At 60.1% G+C, this 26,632-nt stretch carries 19 protein-coding genes and 1 pseudogene; 10 read left to right on the forward strand and 10 right to left on the reverse strand.

All coding sequences use genetic code 11. The features are described 5' to 3' along the window. Window positions 1-282: 282 nt before the first annotated feature. Complete coding sequence (locus B0G74_RS44575; protein WP_243658610.1) at window positions 283-1,935, reverse strand: penicillin-binding protein 2; 1,653 nt, start codon at window positions 1,933-1,935, stop codon at window positions 283-285. Between the two features lie 723 nt (window positions 1,936-2,658). Between B0G74_RS44575 and B0G74_RS44580 the strand changes: the two genes are divergently transcribed. Further along, window positions 2,659-3,063, forward strand: a complete 405-nt coding sequence (locus B0G74_RS44580) for a hypothetical protein (protein ID WP_241974947.1) — start codon at window positions 2,659-2,661, stop codon at window positions 3,061-3,063. A gap of 433 nt (window positions 3,064-3,496) precedes the next feature. Here B0G74_RS44580 and B0G74_RS44585 read toward each other — a convergent pair whose 3' ends face one another. From B0G74_RS44585 to B0G74_RS44595, 3 genes are all read right to left on the reverse strand, one after another. Continuing rightward, window positions 3,497-4,813 (reverse strand): chloride channel protein, encoded by a 1,317-nt coding sequence (locus B0G74_RS44585; protein WP_132384284.1) that lies wholly within the window; start codon window positions 4,811-4,813, stop codon window positions 3,497-3,499. Window positions 4,814-4,937: 124 nt separating this feature from the next. Further along, window positions 4,938-5,603 (reverse strand): DUF4396 domain-containing protein, encoded by a 666-nt coding sequence (locus B0G74_RS44590; RefSeq protein ID WP_132384285.1) that lies wholly within the window; start codon window positions 5,601-5,603, stop codon window positions 4,938-4,940. Window positions 5,604-6,082: 479 nt separating this feature from the next. Continuing rightward, a complete protein-coding gene (locus B0G74_RS44595) occupies window positions 6,083-6,595 on the reverse strand; it encodes a hypothetical protein (protein ID WP_132384286.1) in 513 nt (170 codons plus the stop codon). A 1,591-nt stretch (window positions 6,596-8,186) separates the two neighbouring features. On the opposite strand from B0G74_RS44595, the gene B0G74_RS44600 reads away from it, so the two are divergent. Next, complete coding sequence (locus tag B0G74_RS44600; RefSeq protein WP_132384287.1) at window positions 8,187-9,299, forward strand: mechanosensitive ion channel family protein; 1,113 nt, start codon at window positions 8,187-8,189, stop codon at window positions 9,297-9,299. A gap of 630 nt (window positions 9,300-9,929) precedes the next feature. Here B0G74_RS44600 and B0G74_RS44610 read toward each other — a convergent pair. Next, entirely contained in the window at window positions 9,930-11,798 is a 1,869-nt protein-coding gene (locus B0G74_RS44610) for a chloride channel protein (RefSeq protein ID WP_132384289.1), read from the reverse strand. A 484-nt stretch (window positions 11,799-12,282) separates the two neighbouring features. Next, entirely contained in the window at window positions 12,283-12,708 is a 426-nt protein-coding gene (locus B0G74_RS44615; protein WP_132384290.1) for a helix-turn-helix domain-containing protein, read from the reverse strand. 208 nt (window positions 12,709-12,916) lie between these two features. Here B0G74_RS44615 and B0G74_RS44620 point away from each other — a divergent pair, with 208 nt between their 5' ends. Together B0G74_RS44620 and B0G74_RS44625 are read left to right on the forward strand one after the other, a co-directional pair. After that, on the forward strand, window positions 12,917-13,219 hold the full coding sequence (locus tag B0G74_RS44620) for a hypothetical protein (protein ID WP_132384291.1): 303 nt from the start codon (window positions 12,917-12,919) through the stop codon (window positions 13,217-13,219). 538 nt (window positions 13,220-13,757) lie between these two features. Beyond that, entirely contained in the window at window positions 13,758-14,087 is a 330-nt protein-coding gene (locus tag B0G74_RS44625) for a DUF1840 domain-containing protein (RefSeq protein ID WP_132384292.1), read from the forward strand. A gap of 578 nt (window positions 14,088-14,665) precedes the next feature. On the opposite strand, the gene B0G74_RS44630 is transcribed toward B0G74_RS44625, so the two are convergent. Continuing rightward, window positions 14,666-15,133, reverse strand: a complete 468-nt coding sequence (locus B0G74_RS44630; protein ID WP_243658611.1) for a universal stress protein — start codon at window positions 15,131-15,133, stop codon at window positions 14,666-14,668. Window positions 15,134-15,153: 20 nt separating this feature from the next. Further along, on the reverse strand, window positions 15,154-15,339 hold the full coding sequence (locus B0G74_RS44635) for a hypothetical protein (RefSeq protein WP_121310384.1): 186 nt from the start codon (window positions 15,337-15,339) through the stop codon (window positions 15,154-15,156). A gap of 534 nt (window positions 15,340-15,873) precedes the next feature. On the opposite strand from B0G74_RS44635, the gene B0G74_RS47320 reads away from it, so the two are divergent. Further along, window positions 15,874-16,197, forward strand: a complete 324-nt coding sequence (locus B0G74_RS47320; protein ID WP_243658612.1) for a hypothetical protein — start codon at window positions 15,874-15,876, stop codon at window positions 16,195-16,197. Between the two features lie 235 nt (window positions 16,198-16,432). Here the strand turns inward: B0G74_RS47320 and B0G74_RS44645 are convergent, their stop codons facing one another. Together B0G74_RS44645 and B0G74_RS44650 are read right to left on the reverse strand one after the other, a co-directional pair. Then, window positions 16,433-18,223 (reverse strand): glycoside hydrolase family 15 protein, encoded by a 1,791-nt coding sequence (locus B0G74_RS44645; RefSeq protein WP_132384293.1) that lies wholly within the window; start codon window positions 18,221-18,223, stop codon window positions 16,433-16,435. A 97-nt stretch (window positions 18,224-18,320) separates the two neighbouring features. Then, the gene (locus B0G74_RS44650; RefSeq protein ID WP_132384294.1) at window positions 18,321-19,319 is read right to left on the reverse strand and encodes an SDR family oxidoreductase; all 999 of its coding nucleotides are present in this window, start codon (window positions 19,317-19,319) and stop codon (window positions 18,321-18,323) included. 906 nt (window positions 19,320-20,225) lie between these two features. On the opposite strand from B0G74_RS44650, the gene B0G74_RS44665 reads away from it, so the two are divergent. The 5 genes and pseudogenes from B0G74_RS44665 (at window position 20,226) to B0G74_RS44685 (ending at window position 26,487) form a co-directional block, all read left to right on the forward strand. Beyond that, a complete protein-coding gene (locus B0G74_RS44665) occupies window positions 20,226-22,070 on the forward strand; it encodes a thiamine pyrophosphate-requiring protein (protein ID WP_132384295.1) in 1,845 nt (614 codons plus the stop codon). Between the two features lie 16 nt (window positions 22,071-22,086). Further along, a complete protein-coding gene (locus B0G74_RS44670; RefSeq protein WP_132384296.1) occupies window positions 22,087-23,241 on the forward strand; it encodes an enolase C-terminal domain-like protein in 1,155 nt (384 codons plus the stop codon). Then, window positions 23,238-24,206, forward strand: coding sequence for a hypothetical protein (locus tag B0G74_RS44675; RefSeq protein WP_132384297.1), 969 nt, complete (start codon window positions 23,238-23,240; stop codon window positions 24,204-24,206). The genes B0G74_RS44670 and B0G74_RS44675 overlap by 4 nt, the downstream gene beginning before the upstream one ends. Then, window positions 24,203-24,853: a gluconate 2-dehydrogenase subunit 3 family protein gene (locus B0G74_RS44680; protein ID WP_132384298.1), complete on the forward strand. Its 651-nt coding sequence runs from the start codon at window positions 24,203-24,205 to the stop codon at window positions 24,851-24,853. Before B0G74_RS44675 ends, B0G74_RS44680 begins: the two co-directional genes overlap by 4 nt. Further along, window positions 24,843-26,487, forward strand: a pseudogene (locus tag B0G74_RS44685) (GMC family oxidoreductase). The gene B0G74_RS44680 and the pseudogene B0G74_RS44685 overlap by 11 nt, the downstream one beginning before the upstream one ends. Window positions 26,488-26,632: the final 145 nt, after the last annotated feature.

The following is a 26,632-nucleotide window of genomic DNA, read 5'->3' on the forward strand; positions in this document are numbered from 1 at the left end:
CACTGCTCGCTATGCGTTGTACTTGCACAGGACGAAGCTGCAACATGATTGAACTGACAGACCGAGCGAGCGAAAAGGACGCCGCCACCAGATGCGTGGTCTCAAAGTAAGGTTTGACGAATGTCTGCGGCGACCACACTCGGATCGTGCCCAGAAGAATTTCTGCGCGGACGACGCAACGGCACCGGGTAACCTCGACTATCTTGCAGGCCGAAAATAAATGTGTGTCACTTGAAGGTCGCGCGGCTGCAGCCACGCACTGTAGCCCGGGGGGTCGATCAATCACGTGATTGGCGCGCTCTTGTCTTCCACAAAGCGCGAGCCGGGGTCGTCAGGCATGACGCCCAGCAGACTCATGGTTTTTGTCGCGACTTCAGAAAACACGGGACCAGCAACGGCGCCTCCGAAATGCGAGCCTTGACGTGGCCGGTCGATCGACACCGCGATAATCACACGCGGATGTTGGGCGGGAACGACCCCGACAAAACTCGCCCGAAACTGTGACCGGTCGTATCCACGCGTTGTCCAGCGATAAGCCGTCCCGGTTTTTCCCGCCACAGTGTATCCAGGTACCGCCGCTTGTGGCGCCGTTCCGTCGTCGGAAACGACGGAACGCAGCATCGTCAGCACCTGTTCGCTGACACCTGGCGAATAGACCCGGCGGCCGTACACAGGCTTGCCGCGTCGCGCATGAATCGTTGCGGGCAGGAACACGCCGTCATTTGCAAACACCGTGTACATCTGCGCGAGTTGCAACAGGGACGCCGACAAGCCATAGCCATATGACATGGTCGCCTGTTCAATCCGACGCCACTGCCGATAAGGACGCAATGTGCCCGCGGCGGCGCCAGGCAAACCGGCACGCGGCGCGCGCCCGACGCCGACCGCGCGGAAATTCATCCACATGTCGCGCGGCCTCATCAGCAGGGCAATCTTAGTCGTACCGATGTTGCTCGACTTCTGCAATACGCCAGAAACTGTCAACGTACCGAAGTTCTTGTCGTCGTGAATCACCGCGCCATCGAGCCGTAATCTTCCGCCATCTGTAGGAACCAAGGAGTGCGCAGAGACATCCCCGCGTTGCAACGCCAACGCAATAGTCAGGGGCTTCATCACCGAGCCTGGTTCGAACACATCGGTCACCGCATGATTGCGCACCCCCACCCCGGTCCGCCCTGTACGGAGATTCGGATCGAAACTAGGCCAGTTCGCCATCGCGAGGATCTCGCCCGTATGCGCGTCCAGTACGATCGCCGAACCCGAGTGCGCATTGGTCCGTTCGACCGCTGCGCGGAGCGCGCTAAATGTCGCGTACTGAATAGGCTGATCAATTGAAAGCGTGACGTCCTTGCCACGCATGGGCTGCTTCAGCGAGAGCGTGTCGATCACCTGGCCACCTGCGTTGCGCAGCACACGGCGACTGCCATCACGGCCAGTCAACCGTGCGTTGTCCATCTTTTCTATGCCTTCTTGCCCCGTGCCTTCCACGCCGGCAAAGCCGACCACGGGTGCTGCGATTGCTCCTTCAGGATAGTAGCGACAGTAATCGCGCTGTGCATATACGCCCGGCACATCGAGCCGTATGACGCGCGCTGCAACGTCCAATGGCACCTGCCGGCGTAGGTATGCAAATGACGTGCGTGAAGAAGCAATCGCGTCGATCCGCTGTGGATCGATATGGAGCAGGTGGGCAAGCGACTCCTCCTTCGCAACCGATAACGGCTCGGTACCCGAAGCGTCCATCCACAGCGCGCGGGTGGGCAGGCTTAGTGCGAGCGGGCGGCCGTCGCGATCGAGAATGCGCCCGCGCGACGCATGAATGCCGAACTCGCGCACCTGGCGTAAATCGCCCTGCTTCTGATAGAAATCATCATTGATTCCTTGCACCCAGAGGGCTCGCACAGCAAGCGACAGAAACGCTGCCGAGAACGCCACGCCGATCGCGCGCGAGCGCCATCGGGGCAAGTTCTGTTGCCTGCTGGAATGCCGGGAAAAGTTGATAGTCTTCTGGTAAAAGCGCATCGGGTCCGTGTCGGAGCACGCGGCCAGGCCGTCGTCACTGGAAAGACGCGAGCCGCAAACGCGAGAAGCTCGCAGGTGTCGCGCGATACTAGCACGGAGCGCTTTTCATTCTCCCGCTAGCGCAAGCAGTCCCTGATTGAAAGTAGGTAGATCCGGTCTGCCGCGCGCCCTTCAAAAAACTGTACTTCGGTGCGCCCGGCGGCATGCCACGCCTTGACGCCGATCGGCACGCCCCGAAAGAAGGTGCGTCCCTGCAAACGCACTGTCGACCCGACACGCGATCGATGTAAGTGACGGGTGCTTCGCTCCCACCGATCAGCGATGCATTCGACTACAGACGAAAGATCCTGTTCCGACGCAGCGGAATATTTGGGTGCTTTGGAAAACACTGAATCTTGCGCGGAGCAGGACATCAAGGCAACACAAACGCATGCTGTCAGAAACGGGCCGGCTCCCGTCCTGCGCTCAACCGGCATTCCAGCCCCTTCAAGGCATGGACGACCGCCTGATCCGCGTCTGCGCCGGCATCTCCCGGTACGCATCAAGGCCGTCGGCGCCCAGCGTCCGAATAGCGCGTGTATACTCATGACCTCTCCGTCTTGTCGAAATCACCCGCTATTACGGGCACCCCTCCGAATGAAGCTTACCACTGCCATTTTTCTGCTCTTCGCGTTTAGCTGGGCAATCCAACGTGTTCATGCGCAGCCGCAGTTGGATTCGCCTGAAGACTATGCATATCTTCGACGCATTCATGTGCCGGATGTCGTCGTCAATTGCGTCGCTGCTTTCGACCGCTGGGTTCGCACCGCGCCCCGCTACGACCTGTTCGTCATTTCCGAGCGCCGCGCGCTTTCGGCGAAAGTAATTGCAACTCCGGAGGGTTCTCGCGCCGGCTCTCTCACGTCTTTTGATACCGTGGTGCGGACTCCCGCGTTTGCGAAAGTACGCGGCAAGTTTGTATGGGTACCTGTGAATGCGACGTGTCAGGTGTGGCACGGGCACGTTGTCGGCCTGTCTGCCCAACAGGTCGCAGTGCAGTGAGGCGCACACACCGCCGCATCGTTGCGGCTACCGCGATCGCCTGCCCACGGATGAGCGTGTTCCACCAGTACTGACACATTGCACCAAGGCTGTACGCTGGCACGACGCCTGGGAAAGCTCGGGGCTTGAGCGCCGATCCATGACTGGTCAGGTCGGGTTCCAATGCGTCCCGCTTTCCCCTGTCGCCTCGGCATCGTCACGCAATGCCAGCATGCGGCGGGGGTAATTCAGTACTTCGGCGTCGCCGGTCCAGACCACCTTTTTTCGACCTGCGGACAAAACGCAGCTTTCGCTGTGCATTCGCAAGCGTCCTGATCTCTGAACTGACCGCCCGTCTGGGACGGTGAACAAGCTCAGCTGCGCATATCGAAGCCGCGCAGCAATCATGTTCCGAACGCTGAGGCTGAGGGCATTCTGCGAGCTCTGATCAGGATCAATTTTCGGCACGTGCGCTATAGCGCTCCGACAACGCCTCATACAGCGGCGGCGCAAACAGACGGGAGACCTGACTCGCAATCAGGGCGGTTGCCATGAGTGAGATCACCAGGGCGTGTCCGTTGATCATCTCAATTACGATGACAAACGACGTGATTGGACTCTGCGTCACAGCCGCCAGATAGCCAACCATGCCGAGTGCGATCAGCATCGGCAACTGCATCTGGGAAAACACAAGATGGAGCGCATTGCCAATACCGGCGCCGATTGCAAGGGAAGGCGCGAAGAGGCCTCCCGGCACCCCGGGCAGGTATGAGCCGATCATCGATGCCATCTTGAGGACGGGATACAGAATGGTCAGATGGGCATGTTCGTCGAGCATGTCCCTCGCCTCGACATAGCCACTGCCAAAAGTGTGTCCGCCGGAGAACACACCGATTGCGGCGATGACAAGACCGCATCCCGCACCGAACAGGATCGGGTGCCGCGTGCGGCATTCCAGAATCATGGACGGCATCCATCTTTGGGTATTGAGAAGCAACCAGCAAAAGACGCCACCAGCGCCTCCCGCAATGATACCTGTGAGAACTACCGCGACGGCGAGCAGATCCGGAAAATGCGGTCCGACGTCGATCGTCCCGAAGTAGGTATAGTTTCCCTGTATGCCTAGTGCAACCACGCCTGCGAAAATGATAGCCGTGAGGAGTACACCACTCGTTCGCTGTTCGAAGCTGCGGGTTAACTCCTCTATAGCGAAGACGACCCCTGCCAGTGGCGCGTTAAACGCCGCGGACAATCCCGCAGCCGCGCCCGCCAACGCCAATCGACGCTCAAGTGCGCCTCCTCGCATGGCGCGATATCGCTTCGGATAAAACTCACGCAAGTTAAACATCAGCGCCGCTCCGACATGAATCGTGGGCCCCTCCCGTCCGATAGTGAACCCACCGAGTATGGCGAGAAACGATACGAGTATTTTCCCGACGAGAATTCTGAGGGTAAGAAGGCGCTCGCCCAGCCCCCGACGACTGTGCAGGGTCGCGATAACCTGGGGAATACCACTGCCTTCAGAACCGGGAAAATAGCGCAGCGTGAGCCAAACACATGCCGCACTGATTGCCGGCGTCACCAGTAATGGCAGCCAACGGTACCGGACAACGTATTGGAGAAATTCACCATACCCGAAATCAATCAGCCGGGCATATGCCACCGCGACGAGTCCAACTGCGACCGCGCCCAGCCAGAAAACACCGTAATGAAGCCACAAGCGATGCACCCGCTGGAGGGTCCGTTTATCAGCAAATGAGCGCAGGAGCATGGGAACAGGCGGAGCAAAAAGCTGTCAGTATAAGTGCCATGTGCCATCCGATGTCTGGCGAACTACACGAACGGACCCGATACCCGAAGCCACGCAGCGTGCGGAATAATCCACCAGTCCAAAGTCACATTTTTTCCTTGATCCCTCTTCGAATCAGCCACCAGTTGACTGGATACGTCGTCAGGAAACCCGCGATCATCGCAATCTGCATCATGAACCAGTATGTCCAGTCAGTTGGCTTCAGATCCGGATAAAGCATGGCGCGAACCAGCATCCACGAGAACATCCCTACCTGATATGCAACGAGCGAAAGCGTGTCGATCTTGACCGCCGTCGTGAGACCCTTGACGATACTCAACCCACGCATAGGGGCGATGGAAAAGTACTGAAAGAGAATACCAAAGAGATAGGCGAGCACAAATCCGATGAGCATCTTTCCTAGCAGGTCCGAGCCGAACGCCGTGATCGACAGTCCAAATGCCAGCCAGTCCCCGATAAAGTCGCCCAACGCGCAGCCCGCGCCGCAATGGGATGCTCCAGAAAAGGTCGCCTGCCACATGGGCTTGTCTTTACTGTTCGAATCGTTGCGCCGATGCGCTCGTCCAAACCAGAAGTAAAAGAGCAGCCCGATTGGGCCGAGGTACAGCATCGTCAGCGGCCAGACAATCTCCATGATTTTCATCCGCTGACGCCGCGCGCATACAAATAGATCGACGACAACCCAGCCTGCCGACACAACCGAAAGCAGAAGGTACAGTTTCGCAATCGCATCCAGTGTGTCGCGTGTCATTGGCATCTCTGAAAATAAAGACCTCCAAGCAATGAATGGTCCCGACTTCCGGTATGTCGCGCGTGTAGCGCGGGGCCTGTTCGCCAGAGCTATGCCGGGTTATTCCGCAGCGGCGGGTATATGCGCGGGGTCCCGGCGCAGAGCGCTTGCCCGCACGACCGCTGCAACCGCCTGTGCCGATATCACCGTTACGCAAGATTGCCGGATTCGATTGATGCCGTTTGGCGGCCATTTCGTGGTGAATTGCTTGCGGGCGCACCCAACATGCGCCGCGCCACCTCAGTAGCGGCTTCGTCGAATACCGTCCTTCGACCCGGCTGGGTGTGCGGCCGCAGTACTTCGGCCGGAACTCGAGAATCTCCGTACGCCAAAGGACCGCAGCGCCAGATCGCTGAAAACGGTCGCGGAGCTCGGAAACAACTTTCTCGCCAGAGCCGGACATCACGGATTTCTCACGTAATCCGTGAGACAACGTCTGTCTAGAAAATGTCGGCGCACGATGTAATAGCCAAGGGGCCTACTGCGGTTCCTAAAGGGTACGGGAGCGTCCAATGCATCTTTCTGGCGATTACCAGTGAGGCCTCATGCATGCCATTCAGCAGCACAAGATATTCGCCCGTTCCGGAGATGGGCTTCCAGAATGCCTCATACCCCTGCCCGAATGGAACGATTGATATCGATCCAAAGATCCGCCGTCCTTTGTGATCGAAAAGCGCCGCGGCTTCCCCGTTGGACAGCCGAAACGCTCCCTCGCGGAAATCGCCCGGAATACCAGCTTCAGTTCCTACGCCTTTGCCCTTGAGTTCTGCACACCCGCCGTCACTGGCCATGGCCCCAGAAGCAGGCACTAGAAACATCAGCAGCGTCGCTACGATGCGCCAACCTGATAGCCATTCAGTTCCACCCCACAACGCGACCGAGCCGGAAAGCCGAAGACATAGATGCCGTGGTGGCAGCATCAGGGAGCGCAGTTTCTCGGAAAATCCCTTCATTTATAGATCCGGTCCTACGGTTTCCGAGGCGACAGACATCTGCGGCATATTCCGACAGGACTGTCACACCTGTTTATCCGGAAGTGACAAGGCAAAAAATCCCTTCAATCTGGTCTGAGGCTAGCGACATGGGATCAGGCGAGCCCCAGGCAGTTGAAGCGCCCACGTATGGGCAACGAAACGCGCCAGCCGTGCGGTAGTCAATATTCCACGGCTCATCCACACGGCGATGGTCCGCGTCTGAGCGACCTGCTCGCCGGACTGTGATTGATCCAGGCACGCAGTCAACGCAACGGAGTATCGAAAGAAGACTTGATGGCAGCTTTATCATCTCTTTTCCGCGGCGCTCACGACATCATCGAGGCAATGATTGTCCTTCGATGTGCGATCCGGGATGTTGAATCGAGTTCAGACAGGGCTCCTGCCAGATGCGGAGCACCCGAACTGAATACCCTTCGGCTCGCGAAGACGGCGCCGTCCCTGTCTTCGACAAGACTGCCAGGTGGGGAAAGAATACCGCCGTGATTCACGACAGCGATTCTCAATTGCAGCGAGATGGTCTCCTCCGCCGCATTTATCGGCAACCGCCCAACTATTATTTGCAAACCTTATTAATACTGCCGGGCGGGAAGACGTGGATAGCGCTGGCGGTCTCCGCGCACACGAACCGGCCACAATCCATTAAGGTCGAAGGCTGCTTCCCATTCCGTCAAATAATTGTTCCCGAAATTTTCTGCGCTCCGCGGCCAGCAAAATTATCGTCTTCCCAGCCTATGTCTCAACGAATCACGTGCATGTTCTAATGCCTCACCAACCGCGATGCGTTCGCTTACCTGGACCGTACCCGCCCCCCCGAATGGTTCGATGCAGGTATATACGATTTCACCAGATACCGCATGCCTTGCCACCGTATCGACCCATACACAGCCGCCACGGGCACATTGTTCCGGCATTGTCTCGCTTATGATTTCAAAATCAGCATAGACTGCTGACTCTTTCATATCGCCTCCACCACGAAGCGGTGTAGCGCGTTAGCACCGAGCCACTCCCACCGAGGACCAGCAACTGTCTGCCGCTGACTCAACTATCATCGCAGTGCCTTGGTGACGACTCGCCACAACCAAAACACAGCTGAAATTGAGTCATTTAGCGTGTTCGCCGGAACAACAGGTTATCGCGCACCGTCTATCGCCCCGTAATGGAGTCCTCCTGTCGTTGCGCTCCATTATATGTCATTGCGTGATGCAATTTGACAATCGAATTGAAAATACGTCCACCAGGGTATGCGCCGATACATCCAGGACCGGTCTGCCGGTACTGCGGAGTTTGAAGCGAACATTCACAGCGAAGTCCTGCCAGTTTGAGCGGCTCGAGAATGTCGCCCGTGGAGAATGCCAGCGGGGGGCGACTATCCATGATTTGTCAAGCCGCCGACATCTGCCTTGTCCCTAGGGACTTCGGGCATGCGATTCCGTCGACACCCTATGCGCCCAATTTGCGGGAACTTTTCCCGGCGTACGCCGACCAGACAGTCGGTTGTAACAATTTGCGACATCCGACGTCGAACCTCAACAATAGAAGGAATCTGCCAATGCAAAGATGGCTAGATCTGAACGCGTTTCTCGGGGTACCCGCCATCGCTTGGCTCTATGGAGCGGTTGCAGCGGTGATATCCTATTTTGCCCTGTCAATCGTTCTGCGCTTCGTGACCGCCCGCCTTGAGAGCCTGGCGGAAAGGACTTCAACGAAGATCGACGATACACTCGTCGAAGTGTTGAAGAGCACACATGCCGCCACAGTGCTGATTGCCGCCCTGCTCATCGGCACCGAATTGCTTGGGTTAAACGACAGGTGGGACGCGCGTATCAATCACGTCTGGTTTCTTCTCATAGGCGTTCAGATCGCAATCTGGATCAACCAGGGCGTGAGATGCTGGACGGCCGGACGACTTAAGAATCAGGCTGAATCGGCACATAACCCTGTCATTACGACAATGTTGTCGTGGATGCTCAGGGGGTTGTTGTGGTCAGTCCTGCTGCTCGCCGTGCTGGCAAATATGGGTGTCAATATCACCGCCTTTGTAGCCAGCCTCGGCGTCGGCGGTGTAGCCGTAGCCCTTGCGGTCCAAAGTATTCTGAGCGATCTGTTCGCTTCGCTCGCGATCGGACTGGACAAGCCGTTCGAGATTGGTGACTTCATCGTCTTCGGAGATATTGCGGGAACCATTGAGCACGTTGGCCTCAAAACGACCCGCATCCGGAGTCTGAGTGGCGAGGAAATTGTCTGCAGCAATACCGAACTACTGAAAAATACGATACACAATTACAAACGCATGTCGGAACGGCGGATCGTCTTTGGATTCGGCGTGACTTATGACGCAACTCCAGAGCAACTTCGCGCGATTCCGGACAAGGTCCGTGAAGCTGTAGAGGACGCGGGTGATACGCGATTCGATCGGGCTCACTTCAAACAGTTCGGAAAAAGCTCTCTCGACTTTGAAGTCGTCTATTACGTCACCGATCCGGGGTTCAACCTCTATATGGACATTCAACAGAAAATCAACCTGGCCCTGATGACCGAACTTGCTGATGCGGGAGTGAGATTTGCCTTGCCGACTCACACGCTTCATGTCGCCAGTGTTCCGGAAGAGGCGCTTCGCGCCCCCAGTGCGCCGCCCGCACGCCATGCCGCTTTCCAGAACTGACGCGAAGCTACCGGCTGTCCAGGCATTTCACAGAGAACCGAACTTCGGTGGTCATCTTGGGTCGAAAAATTCTCGGCTTTCATGCCACAAAAAAGCCCGGCATCGCTACCGGGCTTCCAAAGGTCGCCCCGCGACATTTCGTGTGGTGCGGCCCTCACTCAGGCCTGCCCAGAGACCATCCTGCGTCAGAATTTAATGAGATAGTCACTCCCACCCGACACGCGAGTTACGCTGTAGAGTGTTTTGTTTATTAGGGGCGTTGTCCGTTGCAGCGCCGGTATCTGCATGGTCCTCTGCTACAGTCCGATGAAGTAAGTCCGCACCTCCATCTCGTCGGACCATATCTGAACGTCGAGCATGTCCTGAAACTCCACTGCGGCACCACGGTAGATACAGCAAAATCCCTGCGCTGTCCGATAGACGATTACCCACTCTGTCTCCGTGCCAGGCCCGGCAGTACCCTCTTCCGCCACAAATGCGTGCCTGAATGTATCGAGATGCAGAAACTTACCGAGTCGCCTGCATGCTACATCTACGTCATGTACCAGTTTCATCATTTCCTCCTTCATCGACAGCGCGCTCGGGCTAGCATGCCGGAGGCAACGGTCGAATGAGTCATGGCGGCTGGCCTCAACCGGGAAAAATACGGATGCTTCCCGCTACGGCGTCGGCAATGTGCTCTTTCGCTATCACGCCCAACACACGAAGCGGACCGGGCCCGTCACGCCGTCCGACCACTACCGCCATTACTGCATGTTGTTTCGAGAGCCTGGATATGACGCCGAACGCAACATCCTTCTCCTGGACCACGATGAAATTGCGCTGCGCCAGCGTCCCGAGCGCTATATCCGAGTCGCTTTGACTGACTGCACGCCGCAGCCCTGTGTTGATACGCAAAACACCGTAGATCTCCTGTTGTCGGGTGACAACGACATGCCGGAAGGCGGGACCGTCAAGGCGAGTCAGCAGGTCGCGAAAAGGTACCCCCGTATCAAGCACCAGCACATCGGTCTCCATGATCTGGGACGCGTTTTGAACGAGAAACATGTTGGCGTGCAGGGCGTTGGGAATCGGATGACCGCGCCGCACGAGCTTGAGCGTGTAGATACTTTCGGGAGAGAAAAGCCGGCGCGCGCCGAGGCTGAATGCAACAGCAATGATCATCGGCAACACAATGTCGTAGTCAAGCGTCATTTCGAAGATCATAGCGACGGCGGTCATGGCGGCGCCCGTGCCGCCGCCGATCATCGCGCCCATGCCGACCATCGCAAAGGCCGGCGCACTAACCGGTGCGCCCGGCACAGTGGCTGCAATAAAGGACGCAAAAGCGGCGCCCAATGCGGCACCGATAAAAAGCGACGGCGAGAATACGCCGCCGGACGAACCGGATCCGAGGCTGACAGAAGTCGCGAGCGTCTTGCACAGGGCAAGCAGCAACAGAAATCCGCCGCCCTGGAGTTGATCGTAGAGGGTCGCCTGAATGGCGGCGTAGCCGACCCCCTCGATGTAGTAATGCCCCGCATGACGCCACAGCAAATACATCGTTACACCGACGATCAGCATGCCGAGCGCGTGGCGGCGATAACGCCCCGGCACGCGGTCGAACACGTCTTCCGCCCAGTGCAGTGAGCGAATCAGCAGCGCGGCGGCCGCTCCGGTGAGCGCGCCCAGCAACGCATAGAGAATGAGCGTGAGAACACTGCCCGGCTCGTTCGGAATCGCACCCAGTTGCGCCGGGACAAAAAACGCTGGAGCCGCACCAAAGAACAGGCGACCGAGAAACGTCGCAGTCCCTGTAGCCAATGCCACGGGCAAAAACGTGTTGACACTGATCTCTGGCATCATCAGTTCAGTGGCGAACAGCACGCCACCAATCGGCGTGTTGAAAGTTGCAGCGATTCCCGCACCGGCACCCGCCGCAACAAGAGTTATTCGCTGACCCGCCGTCATTCTGACCAGTTGTCCCAGCGTCGAACCAAGCGCGGAACCGATCTGGATGATTGGGCCCTCGCGTCCGACCGCGGCGCCCGAACCGATCGCTAACGCAGACGCGACCGATTTCACAACCGCCACCACGGGCCTGATCACACCGCGCTTGTAGTAAATCGCGTCCATGACCTCGGGAACGCCATGCCCTTTCGCTTCGGGCGCAAACGTACTCACAATCCACGTCACCGCCATGCCGCCGACTACGGGTACCAGAATGACAAATACGCCCCAGGGGGATGCAGGCGTGAAATGACTTGCATCATAGGCAAACGAGAAGCGCCCGAGGAAGAACGCATTGTGGACAAGCCCGATCAGGCTTCGGAACAGGACAGCTCCCAGCCCCGTCACGATCCCCACTACGAAAGCAAGCACACACAGCCAGCGCAGACCCACTGGGGCGATGGAATCGTCTTCATGCTGCATGGCCGGCTGGGGCTGCACCGGCGACACCTTGACGTGGCGCGAATTGATAGTCGCCGTGCTTTCAGGCCGATCGGATTCGTCATTCATGACTTGCCCCTATCGAAGCGCCAGATGGTTAGTGCTGCATGCGACGCCGCTGCGTCATTGACCACTCAAGCGAACCTCACTCAACACCTTGGAGCTGAGGACTGTAGCCAGTTGGTCGAGTTCATTCGTGCCGACCTGGTCGCGGTATCGTCTAACATGAATGCCCGTTTTCACGACCTGCCTCGTTCACGGTTGGCATCAACGCGCCCGCAGTATCCCGGGTGAAGCGGACGATAATAGTGCGCTGCTTTTGCGTTGCCGACCCTTCACGGCGACTAAACACCACCGAGACGTTGGCCGAGCCGTCTTGTGCATCTTCAGCCGTCTGCTTTTCGGACCTCTCTCTGATGCAGCTGTACTACACAGCGTAGAGTACGAAACTGGTTGCTACCAGAAACAGAACGCAGGTCGATTCGGAGGCGCGAACCCATCAGCCGGCTCCAAGCAACTCACTGACCCGTTGGCGTGTCGTAAGGACGCTGCATCAAGGATTCTCAGGTCCAGTCTTGAACGCCCATCCAACAGACTGGACTTCGGTCTTATGCAACAACGCAAGCCTCGCGAGGCATCGTTCTCCTTTCTTTAGCAGGTGTACTTCGACCTGCCGCCGATCCTCTGCGCTGGATCTACGCACGACAAGACCTGCCGCTTCGCAGCGGGAAACCAGCGCAACCGTGCCATGCGATGACGCTTGCAAGCGCTCGGCCAGTTCACCCACGGTCGCCCAGTCTCGCTCCGGAAAGCCGCCGATGTGAAGAAGCAACATGTATTGCAGCGGCGTAATGCCTTCAGCATGAACTATCTCTTCCGAAAAACGCAAAAATCGACGCAGCTGATAGCGAAAATCGGATAATTCTTGCAGCTCCGCTTTCGTTAGCTCATCAGTCTCCGCACGCTTTCTGGAAACCATTGCCTTATTCTCCTGTATCAACATCGAAGCTGGAAATGTATCACTCCATGACCTATAATCTTTGCCCGTATACGCTGGTGCCACTTATCCGCGAATGGTGCGGAACAGGAAGGCCATGCGTCCATGGCGACTAGCCAAAACACTCTGCATGAACGGGACGACCGACTTCCAGATAGCGCGAAATCAGCGTTCGACCCGGAGGAGAAAGATGCAATCCTTCATTATTGCCTTTAGCGCCGCGCTCTCAGCACTAGCCGTCAGCACCGCTGCTGTTGCAGCGCCGGGGCATATCCTGCTGATCGGGATGACCGACCCCGCGACCGTCGATCCCGTCAGAAGCAACGGTGCCCCCACTGTGACAGCAGCGGTATCACGGGTCCCGTACAGCCCGCCTTCTTTGTCGAAACGCATTCTCGCCCCTCCGTCGCTGCAAAAACTGGACTTCCACAGTGCGCACGCCGGCCAACAACTTCGTGGACAGGGGTTTGGCTGGACGCCGGTTAGCAAATAATACCAGGTTCCGAGCGGCATCTCAGGCCGCGGCTGTGCCAAGATAGGCTTGGCACGCGGCAACGTGCACCCGCGTTGAGCACTTTTCCCATGAGATGAACGACCCGATCCGCCCTTCAGTCGTCGGGGGGCGTGCGCATATGCTGCTCGCCGGTGTTCAGCCAGTCGCAAACCGGATTTCGGTCGCACACGACGAGACAAAGACATCAGGCACATCTGAGAATATTTACATTAGTCATGATGTGACATAAACTCCAGTCAAGGCCTTCTCTGACTGGACCTGACGCGAGTTCATGGGAGCCCGCACGCAAGTGTGGCCAGCCGTAGGCTGGGGCACCATGGGACCGTTCGTTCTCGTGGATTGTCGTTAGCCATACAGCAGGCCGCATGACATTAGTAGTCGGAAAGTTTTCATGTGCGCCCGCGAGTCCGTTGGCCCACCGCGTCAGCACGTCGGCGGTCCCAGTTGCGGTAGACAGATACGAACTGCGGTGCGAAAGACATCATCGCGGTTCCGCGCTCGTTTAGGAGACTTCATCATGCTGATCACCTTCCGGTCACCTGCCGCGCCCGACGTGGTCATGCTCAAGAATCTTGCTCAATACCTGCTAAACCTCATAGGTAAGCATCTCGGATCAAGAGGCGTCATTGAGCACAATGAACTGCCTCGAGCGATTGTCCGTCTCGAAACAGCGATTACAGAAGAAGCGCGGGCGGACGTTGCGCTCGAATCGCTTTACCACGTGCCGGACGCACACGGTCGCACTGTAGGTGAAGACCATCGAGGGCTCGCACAACGAGCGTGGCCGCTGCTGGATATGATGCGTGAAGCGAGCAAACAGAACGCGGATATTATATGGGGGCTTTAGGCAGAACTATGCTGACCAACGTGAAATGAGCAACCCCGAAAAACCGCGACCCTTTCGCTCCGGTAGCGAGTAGTGAAAGTTGCGGCGCCTGCCCCCGTCTTTGCTCTCGATCGCGTTGTGCCTTATCACGGAACATGACATGCCGACGCTATTCCGGGGGCCCCGTGCGACGACTGTTGTTTTTTTTCGGCGTCTTCTGCTTTTGCACTGGCGCTTCCATTGCCAGTGCGGCCCCACAATCTGGCCTCACAGCGTCTGCGCCGAACATTGTGACATCTGTCGGGCACAGGCGAGTGCGGGCTGAAGCTCGTCAACAAAGCATCGTCGAAGATCTCGCCTACTCGACGGGTGTCGCAGCTATCGAGGTAGACGCGTATGGAATCAGTCCACTCGGCGTATTGTCCGTCGGCCCTTTCATTTTCACCAGATGGCAAATGGCATGTTGTCTGGCCGCCGGTTGGCAGCGTTCAGCAAACCGCGATCAAGGGAGTCCTGAAAATGCCCAGCATGTCATCTTTGTCTGGCCCGCGACCTGAGTGACGCTGTCAGCATTGCAAATCCGACCACCCTCCCCACTTCTATCCAACCACCTCGAACAGTACGCCGCAGGACACGTGCTCGAGCAGTTCGAGGTGACTGCCCCCCGCCAGCCAGCGATTCACAATACCCCTGTGTCGATGACCAATAACAATCAGGTCAGCGTTGAGGGAGTTGGCAAGGTTAGCGATCTGTTCGGCGGCGCTTCCCACTGAAAAATGCCCGGTGGCAGTAACGCCCCATGACGCGAGCTTCGCGATACCGTCCTCGAGTATTTCTTTCGCGGCGTCCTCGTCCACATCGAACTTCACCGATGAAAAGGCGTCGTAACCGGCTGGCCACCAGGCCAGCTCGAGAATGGACAACAGGTGTGTCTCTGCCCCCAACCGACTGGCCAATGCAGCGCCGCAACGCAACGCGTGTTGTCCTTCAGGCGTTGCGTCATAACACAGAAGAATGCGATCAAAAGGCGTTGACATCGGCTTTTCCTGAATGATCGGGCGCACCATGCCGTCGTGCCCGAGGACGGCTAAGTGAACATTGGCACGGCCTCGATGAGGGCCACCCCCAGGAGGGCGCCAACAATAGCGCCAATCAGCTTCGGGTGCCACCGATCGAGGTGAAGCGCGGCAAGGAGGCTACCCAACAGAATGATTCCAAGAAACGCGAAGGCGATCACCAGATAGCCGAATTCGAAGTCATTGTTGATGACCATCACTCTTCTCCAATGTCTGATTGCAACATTCGCGGACGTCGTGACATTGTCGCCTGCCACGGCGACGCCAGCTGCAAAGGAACAGCGCTCTGTTCATTATATGTCACTCTGTGACATACGCTGCGAGACTTATCTGTAGCGACTTGTGCCAGCGCAGCATCGGGGGACTGATTGGAATCTTCGAAATCTTCGCCGACGTCGCACTGCCCCTTCACGATGGGAAGTGCGAATGGCACGAAGTCGCCCACGAGTTCGGTGACGGACATCGGTAGACTGTACGCCCACGGCCTGCCAGGCCTTCGACGAAAACCAGAAGCCTGGCCTTCCATTTTCCGGGGGCGTCCGACGCGGGCGACATAGCACTTGGTCAGTGATATGCCTGGCATCAGGGGCCGGTGCCCGGACCGCGAGGCCGCCCGCGCAGTGCGCTTTTGAACGCGCGCCTTAGCGGCTAAACTATGTTTTCGCATGGTACTGCCTTCCTTCGCGATCTGCGCCGCAGTCGCGATGGAGAGTTCGCACGGAACCCCTAGATTGACAGATCGAGATCCGCATCTTTTCCACGCGCTCAGAGTTGCGGCGTTACTTTTACTCGTGCAATTGCCGTGCGCTGCCGCTTGGTACGCCGGGCAGCCAGCCTGGCTCGACGCACGCGTGTCCCAGGAGACAGTCGCGTCGACAATCTGCCACCGAGGCTACCTTGCTCAGGTGATGCCGTCTATTGACGCCCAGATCCGCCTGAAGGACAAACTCCTTGCACAACAGGGTATCGCGCCGTCGTTGACCTCTCACTATGCGCTGGATTTCCACATGCCGGTGCTGCTGGGGGGGCTCGCCGGACGCACGCGAGAATCTTGACGTCCTTCCCTGGGAAGGCGATGACGGAGAGCGCCGTAAGCGCCGATTCACGGTTTTCTTGCGGCGTTGCGTCTGCGCCGACGATCTCCCGTTGAAACAGGCCCAACTGGCCATTTCTGGCAACTGGTCGCGTGAATATCCAAACCTCTGGTCATTGTCGTGCAAGGACATCAGGTGACAGGAGCTAGTCGGCCCCCGCATGGAAGAGCCGCAAGAGCCGCACGGACCACCAGGGTTATTCCCTGAATCCCTTGCCGCCCCGTCGTAGCGTAGGCCCACTTAGAGCAAGTGCAGCGTTGACAACCGAAAGATGGGTTAGTGCCTGCGGGAAATTGCCCGCAAGGTGGCGCCCCGGCACATTGTATTCCTCGGCAAGTAGTCCCACATCGTTTGCGACGGCAAGTAGTCGCTCGAACTGCTCGCGAGCTTCCCGATCGCGGCCCTGCAATTTCATGCATTCGGCCATCCAGCAGGAGCACGCGAGAAACGCCCCCTCGTTTGGCCCATCGGCATTCGCCTTTTTGCGTCGAACCAATCCCCCTTCCACAAGTTCCCGCTCAATCGTTGCAATTGTCGAGGCCATACGGGGATTCTCTACCGGGAGGAACCCGACCAGTGGCAGGAGCAAAAGGCTAGCATCCAGTGTCTGTGCGCCATAGTGTTGCGTGAATGTGCCAAGCCCCTCGTTCCAGGCTTCCCGATAGATCTCGTCACGTACGGTCTGACGGAGCTCAGTGATCCGCCTTAAGAGGCCGCGACTAACCCGCTCGTTCGTTGCATGCCGACTGACAAAGCGATCGAACGCCACCCATACCATGACCTTCGAATACGTGTAATGGCACGGTTCGGCTCGCGACTCCCACACCCCGGAACCTCTGGTTCGCCAGATCGTTTCGAGATGTTCGACGAGCCTTCGTTCAATGACGAATTCCTGGTCCGATGGCGGAACTCCGCCTCGAGATGCGAGATCGACGCAGTCCAGCACCTCCCCGTACACATCGAGCTGGTGCTGCGTGGATGCGGCATTGCCGACCCGCACGGGCTTTGCGAAACGGTAGCCTGGCAGTGCATCCACACCCCACTCCGGCAAATGGCGCGAGCCGTCAACGCGGTACATGATCCGAAGTTTATCCGGCGACCCGGCAATCGCCCGGAGTAGCCAGTTTCTCCACCCCTCGGCCTCCTCGTGGTAGCCGGCGTTCAGCAATGCTGTAAGTGTGAAGCTGGCATCTCGCAGCCAGCAGTAGCGATAATCCCAGTTCATCCCGCCACCGGGGGCTTCGGGGAGCGAGGTAGTGGGCGCTGCGACAAGACCGCCGCTTCGCCGGTGAATCAACGCCTTGAGTGTAATCAGCGAACGACGGACCTGAACCGGCCAGTCCGTCATGGCATTGTCGAACCGGCCAATCCAGTCACGCCAGAAACGTTGCGTTGAAACGAGCGCTGCCTCTGCGTCTATTGGCGCGGGTGGCCGTTCGTGTGAGTTCTCATAACTCATGACGAAAGCGACACGCTCCCCGGCTGACACCTCGAATTCAGCGACAGTTGAGTCGGCGCTCACGGAGAGCTTCACTGACGCCCGCAACACGATCAGATTCGGGCCCACCTTCGCGATCATGGCGTCTGCCTCGGCCGCGCTCCATGGGGCAAGCGCTCCGTAGTCGAAACGCAGCCGCACGTCGCTGCGCACTTTTACGATTCCCTGAAGCCCCACTACGATGCGCACGAGCGAAGAAAACGTCGTGCGTACAGGCATGAGGTCGATAATCCTCACCCGACCGTCAGGTGTCTGGAAGTCCGTTTCCATTACAAGGGTATCGTCCTGATAGCGCCGACTTCGCGAGACGCCCCCATCTGCCGGCGCGAGAGTCCAATGGCCGTGATCATCGGTGCCCAGTAGCGCCGCAAAGCACGCATCATCGTCGAATCGCGGCCAGCATAGCCAGTCGATGGAGCCGTCGTTAGCCAGTAGCGCAGCAGTCTCGCCATCGCCAAGCAGCGCATAATCTTCAATCAGCTTGCTCACGGTCTCTTTCCCCCGCCACCCGCCGGCTGCTGGAAACGTTCGCTGGAAATCGCGTGGCGAAGAAGGTTAATACCGCCTCACCGCGTAGTTAGAACCGCTATTTCGCGCGCTTCCCGCCGAAAAGCAGGCACGCTCCGCCCAACACAGCGGCGCCCATCATCGCCCAGAAAGCATTGCGATGTCTGCTCGTCAATATCTCCCAGTCGCCCCCTCTCGAGCGACGGTCAAATCGACCGTGCGCACCGTAATCTCCGGGAACTGGTTTGAACAGGTTACCAGGCGAATCAGGTTCAAGCGGTTCGTCAGTAAGTTGACCCTTGTACCCGGCCGTGGCCAGATACCTGTCAATCATTCCCGGCGCGATCTGATTTGCGAGAATCGTCTTGACCGTAGGGAAGCCCACCCATACCTCCCGCCGCCGGTGCGTGGCCGCAAAAAAAATCGCTCGCGCAGCGACTTCGGGTTCGTAAATTGGAGCGATTGGCTGAGCCTTTTTCCCCATCTTGTTCAACGCCCAGTCGAATTGGGGCGTGTTGACTGCAGGTAGGTCCACCATCGTCAGATGGATGTCCAATCTGTCATGAATGATTTCTGAGCGCAATGCATCCGTGAAACCCCGCACTGCGAATTTGGCCCCACAATAGATCGACTGGAGCGGAACGGAGCGGTAGCCGAGTGCCGATCCAACGTTGACAATGGTCCCGCGGTTGCGTGTTCGCATACGCGAGAGGGCCGCCATCGTCCCATGCACCTGTCCGAGGTACGTCACCCGCGTGCCGCGCTCAAACTCCTTCGCCGTGAGTTCCGAGACTGGCGCGAACACGGTAGCCATCGCAACGTTGATCCAGACGTCGATCGGCCCGAGTTCGTGCTCAACAAGTGAGGCTGCCGTCTCGACGGCTTCGGCATCGGCCACGTCCGTGGGAATACCGAGGGCGCGCACGCGGTACATCTTTTGCAGATCCGCCACGGCTCGCGCGACGCGCGCCTCATCGCGCGACAGCAGCGCGACGTCATACCCGCGACGGGCGAACTCCTCGACGGTCGCCCGCCCGACCCCTGCACCAGCGCCGGTCACCACCACAACTTTGGCCATAGCGTAATCCTCTAATCGTGCCGGGTTGATTCGGTCGCCGGCCAGTATCGACGGCAAGCGTATGGGAATGTTGCCTCCCAATCGCTATCAGCAGGTTCTGTTCCTTCGATCAGGTGGTTATGACGCCCCAGATTGTCGCGCGCACTTTACGGGTATAACGACTGGCTAGACCACAACGCGTTGCCGGGAAACGGTCCCAACAGCTTGTCAAGCTACGGCCGCCGTCACGATTACAGCAATATGCAACGCATTCGGGGGCCAGTCGGGTATCGCTCGTCCGACAGCCCGCGAAGAATCGTGCGCGGCGTTCGCATTGGACGCGTTCCAGTGATGGCCCTGAGTGGCCAGAGCAATAGCCGGTCATCGTCAGCGTTTTATCAAGGTGGCCTGCAGATGACGACACTTCGGAGCTCGTGCTACCGCCGCAGCCTGCTCGACAAGCGCGACGTTCTGTTGAGTGGTGCTATCCATCTGTGTGACTGGATTGCTCACCTGGTTGATACCCGCACTCTGCTCTGCCGCAGCGGAAGCTATCTCACTCGCACTGCCAGACACTCTCGAAATCGCTTCCTGCACCGCGCGAATCTTCACGCCTGTGCTATCAACGGGATCGGCGCCGCTGTGAATTCCCTACACTGTACTTTTGATCGGCGCCCGGATCTCTTTGGCTGCGAGGCGCTACGCTGCGCAAGTAATGGAACCTCGGCGACAACGGCGACTCCCACGTCCCTCTTCACCTGCCCGGGCCGCTTCTACTGAAGCATTCAGCGCGAGAATATTGGTCTGGAATGCAACGGTTTGAAATGCCGAACATTACGGTTTGCAATGTCGCGGAACAGTACTTGCGTGGACTGCATTGCTCGCTCGTCGCGAGACCTTCCACGAGATGGCCATGAGGAGACTGGAATGGCACAAACCGTCGGCGACTTCATCATCGAGCGGCTGCATGCATGGGGCGTGCACCGCATTTACGGCTATCCTGGCGATGGCATCAACGGGGTGTTCGGCGCGCTGAACCGCGCGCAGGCCGCCGCGGAAAAAGGCAAAGGTGACAAAGGGAAAAATCGGCTCGCCGACCCGATCGAATTCATTCAGGTTCGACATGAAGAGATGGCCGCCTTCATGGCTTCCGCGCACGCGAAATTTACCGGTGAACTGGGCGTGTGCATCGCCACATCCGGCCCCGGCGCGTCGCACCTGATCACAGGTCTCTACGACGCGCGCATGGACCATATGCCGGTGCTCGCGCTCGTCGGCCAGCAGGCGCGCGCCGCGCTCGGCGGTCACTATCAGCAGGAACTCGATCTGGTGTCGATGTTCAAGGACGTGGCCGGCGCGTTCGTCGAGCAGGCCGTGGTGCCCGCCCAGGTGCGGCATCTGGTGGACCGCGCGGTTCGAATTGCGCTGTCCGAACGTAAGGTCACCGCGATAGTGCTCCCGAACGATGTGCAGGATCTGACCTACGAGCCGCCCGCCCGCAAACACGGCACGCTGCATTCGGGCGTGGGGTATCGCGCGCCGCGTCTCGTGCCGCACGACGACCAGCTTCGGCAAGCCGCCGACGTGCTGAACGCCGGCAGGAAGGTGGCGATTCTGGTCGGCGCGGGCGCGCTGCACGCCACCGACGAAGTGATCGCCATCGCCGACAAGCTCGGTGCGGGCGTGGCCAAGGCGCTGCTCGGCAAAGCCGTCCTGCCTGACGATTTGCCGTGGGTCACTGGCTCGATCGGACTGCTCGGCACGAAGCCGAGCTACGATCTGATGACGCGCTGCGACACCCTGCTGATGATCGGTTCCGGCTTCCCATACTCGGAATTTCTGCCGAAGGAAGGCGACGCGCGCGGCGTGCAGATCGACCTGAAGGCCGACATGCTGAGCCTGCGTTACCCGATGGAAGTGAATCTGGTGGGCGACAGCGCGCAGACGCTGAGCGCGCTGCTGCCGCTGCTCGAAGAAAAGAAAGATCGCAAGTGGCGCGAACAGATCGAAGACTGGACCGCGGACTGGTGGAAGACGCTCGACAAGCGCGCGCACGAACCCGGCAAGGACGCGGTCAATCCGCAGCGCACAGTCTGGGAGCTGTCGAAGCGCATCCCGTCGAACGCCATCGTGACGAGCGATTCGGGCTCGGTCGCGAACTGGTACGCGCGCGATTTGCAGGTGCAGCGCGGCATGATGTGCTCGCTGTCGGGCGGACTCGCGTCGATGGGCGCGGCGGTGCCGTATGCGATTGCCGCGAAGTTCGCGTATCCGGAGCGTCCGGTGATCGCGCTCGTTGGCGACGGCGCAATGCAGATGAACAACATGGCCGAGCTGATCACCGTATCGAAGTACTGGCAGCGCTGGTCCGATCCGCGCTGGATCTGCATGGTGCTCAACAACCAGGATCTCAACCAGGTGACCTGGGAACAGCGCGCGATGGAAGGCGATCCGAAGTTCGAGGCATCGCAGGACATTCCTTCGGTGCCGTATCACAAGTTCGCGGAGCTGATAGGACTGAAGGGCATCTACGTGGACGACGCCGGGAAGATGGGCGTCGCGTGGGATGAAGCGCTCGCGGCGAACCAGCCGGTCGTGATCGAAGTAAAGGCTGATCCCAACATCGCGCCGCTGCCGCCGCACATTACGCTCGCGCAGGCCAAGGCGTTCGCGACGACGCTGATGAAGGGCGACCCGGACGAAGGCAACGTGATCGTCGAAACGGCGAAGCAGGTGCTCGGCGCGGTGCTTCCCGGTCATCACGACAAATAACGCGCCGAGGTGCGGCATGAACGGCAGCAACATCACGCACGGCAGCGCGCAAGCGCCGGTTCAGGCGCTGCGCGCCTGCGCCTACCGCATTCCCACCGACGCGCCGGAAGCCGACGGCACGTTCGCATGGGACGCCACCACGCTGGTGATTGTCGAAGTCGATGCGGCCGGTGAGACCGGCATCGGCTACACCTATAGCGACGCGAGCACCGTCGCGCTGATTCACCACACGCTCGCGGACTGCGTGCTGAAGCACGATGCGTGGGACGTGCGCGCGCACTGGCGGCGTATGCAGTACCACGTGCGCAATCTCGGCCGCGCTGGGTTGGCGGCCACCGCGATCTCCGCGATAGATTGCGCGCTGTGGGATCTGAAGGCGAAGCTGCTCGGCGTGCCGCTCGTCAGACTGCTGGGCGCTGCGCGCCACACCGTGCCGCTCTACGGCAGCGGCGGTTTCACCACTTACGACAACGCCCGTTTGCAGGAACAGCTATCGCACTGGACCGGGCGCGACGGCTGCCGCTGGGTCAAGATGAAGATCGGCAGCGACCCGCAACGAGACCCGGAGCGCGTGAAGGCGGCACGCGCGGCGATCGGCGACGCGGGCCTGTTCGTCGATGCGAACGGTGCGCTGTCCGTCAAAGAAGCGTTGCGGTGCGCGCAGTGTTTCACCGAACAGCAAGTGCAGTGGTTCGAAGAACCCGTTTCATCCGACGACGCGTGCGGGATGGCCTTCGTGCGCGAGCACGCACCGGCCGGTATGGACATCGCGGCGGGCGAATACGGCTACACGCTCGACGACTTCAAGCGGCTGCTTGCCGCGCCTTCGGTCGACGTGCTGCAGGCGGACGCGAGCCGTTGCGGCGGTATCACCGGCTTTCTGCAAGCCGCCACGCTGTGCGATGCGTATCATCTGCCGCTGTCGGCGCACTGCGCGCCCGCGCTGCATCTTCATGTGGCGTGCGCAGCGCCGCGTCTGCGTCATCAGGAGTGGTTTCACGATCACGTGCGTATCGAAGCGATGCTGTTCGACGGCGCGCCGCAACCGCGTGACGGCGCGATCGCGCCAGATCTGTCGCGGCCCGGCTGCGGACTCGAATTCAAGCGCGCCGACGCGGCGCCCTACCTCGTCGCACAGACCGGCGACACAGCACGGGAGCGGCACTCATGAATTCCTCACGCGTACTCGGCATGTTATGGACCATCGCAGGCGCGGCCGCGATCGTTTCGTTGAGCACGCGGGGCGACGCCGCGTCATCGTCTGACGCAGGCGAATCCAGGACCCGCACGCCAAAGCCGCGAGCGTTGGCCGCCGCGCCGGCCACACACGTTCATATCGAAGCCGCGCGGTCATTCAATCACAGCGCCGCGCTGCTCGCGCTGTCCGTGCTGACCGACAGCGCAATGGAGCACTACCGCGGCTCGTTCGACAACCCCGCGATGTGGACGCCGCTCGTCGTCGCAAGTTTGTCGCTCGCGGCCGGCGTGCATGGCGGCAAGGATAACCGGTCGCGCAGACACCAGGTCCGGCATGCGATCTACTGCAGCGCGGCGGCGACCGGAATTGCAGGCACCGGTTTCCATCTGTACAACGTGACGAAGCGGCCCGGCGGCTGGAGCTGGAACAACCTCTTTCATGCGGCGCCGGTCGGCGCGCCGATTGCGCTGCTGCTGTCCGGCGCGCTCGGCGCGGTCGCCGAGAGACTGCGCGACGAACCCGCTCACGAGCCGCAACTGCTCGGCATGCCTGCGGGCCGCGCGTTGGGCTTGCTGGTGGCGGCGGGCTTGATCGGGACGGTCGGCGAGGCGGCGCTGCTGCATTTTCGCGGCTCGTTCCAGCATCGCGCGATGTATGCGCCGGTCTCGGTGCCGCCGATCGCGGCGGCGCTGCTCGCGCAGGCCGCACTGGCGCAGCCGCGCGCGCGCTGGTTCGTCCGCTTATGGCTGCACGTGACGACGCTGCTCGGCGTGGCGGGCGCGGGCTTTCACGCGCGCGGTATCGCGCGTCGCCAGGGCGGCTGGCGCAACTGGAGCCAGAACCTGTTCGCCGGGCCGCCACTGCCTGCGCCGCCGAGTTTTTCGGCGCTGGCGCTCGCGGGACTCGCCGCGCTGAAATTGCGGGAGACCGAAAAGTGAATGCACGGCAAACCCGATATCCGGGCTACGACGTTCTCGACAAACGCAGCACACCGTCATGGGACGAACCGACGCGCGCGGTGATCGACGAGCGGCTCGCGACGCCCCAGGAACCGCGCTTTTTCAACCCGGTGGAATGGCTCGCCGTGAACGCGTTGTGCGCGTGCATCGTGCCGCAGGCGAATGCCGAGCCGGTCGTGCCGCTCGCCGCGCTGCTCGATGCGCGGCTGCATGCGAATAGCGGCGACGGTTATCGCGACGCGCGGCTGCCGCCGCAGCGCGATGCGTGGCGCACCGGCCTCGCCGCGCTCGACGCCGAAAGCCGCGAGCGTCACGGTTTGCCGTTCGCGAGCATCGAACGAAACGCACAGGTCGCGCTTCTCGAACGGATGCAACGCGGCGAACTGAGCGGCGCGGCGTGGCGCGGCATGCCAGCCAAACTGTTCTTCGCCGAGCGCGTGCTGCACGACATCTGCGGCTTGTATTACGCGCACCCGCACGCGTGGAGCGAGATCGGCTTCGGCGGCCCCGCGAATCCGCGCGGTTACGTGCGAATGTACTTCGACCGGCGCGATCCGTGGGAAGCGGTCGAAGCGCGCCCCGGCAGCGAAGCGCGCGCCGCGCGGGAGAACCGCCGTGTTCGATGACGCTCGACACGAGCCGCGCGGCACCGGCGGGCGCGCGCCGGATGTATTCGTGCGCGGCGGCTGGGTGCCGATGCGCATGTATCCGAACGACGAGGAAGTCGACTTCGCGATCGTCGGCACCGGCGCGGGCGGCGGCACGCTCGCTTGCCGGCTCGCGGAACGTGGCTTCAAGGTCGTCGCGTTCGATGCGGGCGCATGGTGGCGCCCGCTCGAAGAATTCGCGTCGGACGAAGCGCATCAGGCAAAGCTCTACTGGACCGACGAGCGCATCTGCGACGGCGACAATCCGCTCAAGCTCGGCAACAACAACAGCGGCAAAGCGGTCGGCGGCAGCACCGTGCACTTCGCGATGGTCTCGCTGCGCTTTCGTCCCGAGTGGTTCAAGTCACGCAGCCTGCTCGGTTATGGCGCGGACTGGCCGCTCGACTGGCGCGAGATGTGGCGCTACTACGCGCAAGTCGAAGACGCGCTGAAGATCGCCGGGCCGGTCAACTATCCGTGGGGACCGAAGCGGTCGCGCTATCCGTATCGTCCGCATGAACTGAACGCCGCCGCGATGGTGCTCGCGCGCGGCGCGGAGGCGCTCGGCATCGGCTGGAGCGCAACGCCGCTCGCGACGCTTTCCGCGCCGCGCGGCAAGGCGCACCCGTGCGTCTATCGCGGCTTTTGCGTGTCAGGCTGCGCGACCAACGCGAAGCAGAGCGCGCTGGTTACGTGGATTCCGCGCGCAGTGCGCGCGGGCGCCGAAGTGCGCGATCTTGCGATGGTGGGCCGCGTCGTCCACCAACGACGCGGGGCTTGCCACCGGCGTCGAATATCTGCGCGAAGGACGCTGGCAATTCCAGCGCGCGAAGAACGTGGTGGTGGCGGGCTACGCGATCGAAACGCCGCGTCTCCTGCTGATGTCGGCGAACAGCCGCTTTCCCGACGGGCTCGCGAACAGCTCGGGGCTGATCGGCAAGAACCTGATGGCGCAGTCGAACCAGGCCGTCTACGGTACCTTCGACGAAGAAATCCGCTGGTATAAAGGGCCGCCTTCCCTCGCGATCACCGAACACTGGAATTACACCGACAAGGGCAAGGATTTCTTCGGCGGCTACGCGTACATGAGCCAGGGCCCATTGCCGAACGCGTGGGCCGCATCGCAGAACGGCCGCGGCTTATGGGGCGACGCGCTCGCCGCCGAGATGCACAAATACAATCACCAGGCCGGGCTAAAGATAGTGGGCGAAATGCTGCCGCAGGAACGCAACCGCGTCACGCTCGCCGACGAAAAGGACCAGTACGGTCTGCCCGTCGCGCGCGTCACGTACTCCTGGTGCGATAACGACAAGCGCCTGATCGACCATTCGCTCGGCTTCATGGAGCGCGCCCTCGCGGCGGCGGGCGGCTCGGAGATCTGGCGCGAAACGGACGACACGTGCCACCTGAACGGCACCGCGCGCATGGGCGACGATCCGGCGACGAGCGTCGTCAATGCCGACTGCCGCAGCTGGGACATCCGCAACCTGTGGATTTGCGATGGCTCGGTGTTTCCGACCGTCGGCGGCGTGAATCCGTCGCTGACGATACAGGCCATTGCGTGCCGCACCGCCGATCGCATCAAGGCCCTTGCAGCGCGCGGAGAACTGTAGACGGCGCGGTGCAAGCGGCTTGTCAGGCATTTCATTTGCTACCGACGAGAGGTGAAGGGATCACTTTCTTGAGACATCTAGCGCGGCCCGGCCGTTTGTAGCACGTTATGATATAAGCGTGATTCACCCGCCAGATTTAGATCGA

It is taken from the genome of Paraburkholderia sp. BL9I2N2, assembly GCF_004339745.1.
GTDB lineage: Bacteria > Pseudomonadota > Gammaproteobacteria > Burkholderiales > Burkholderiaceae > Paraburkholderia.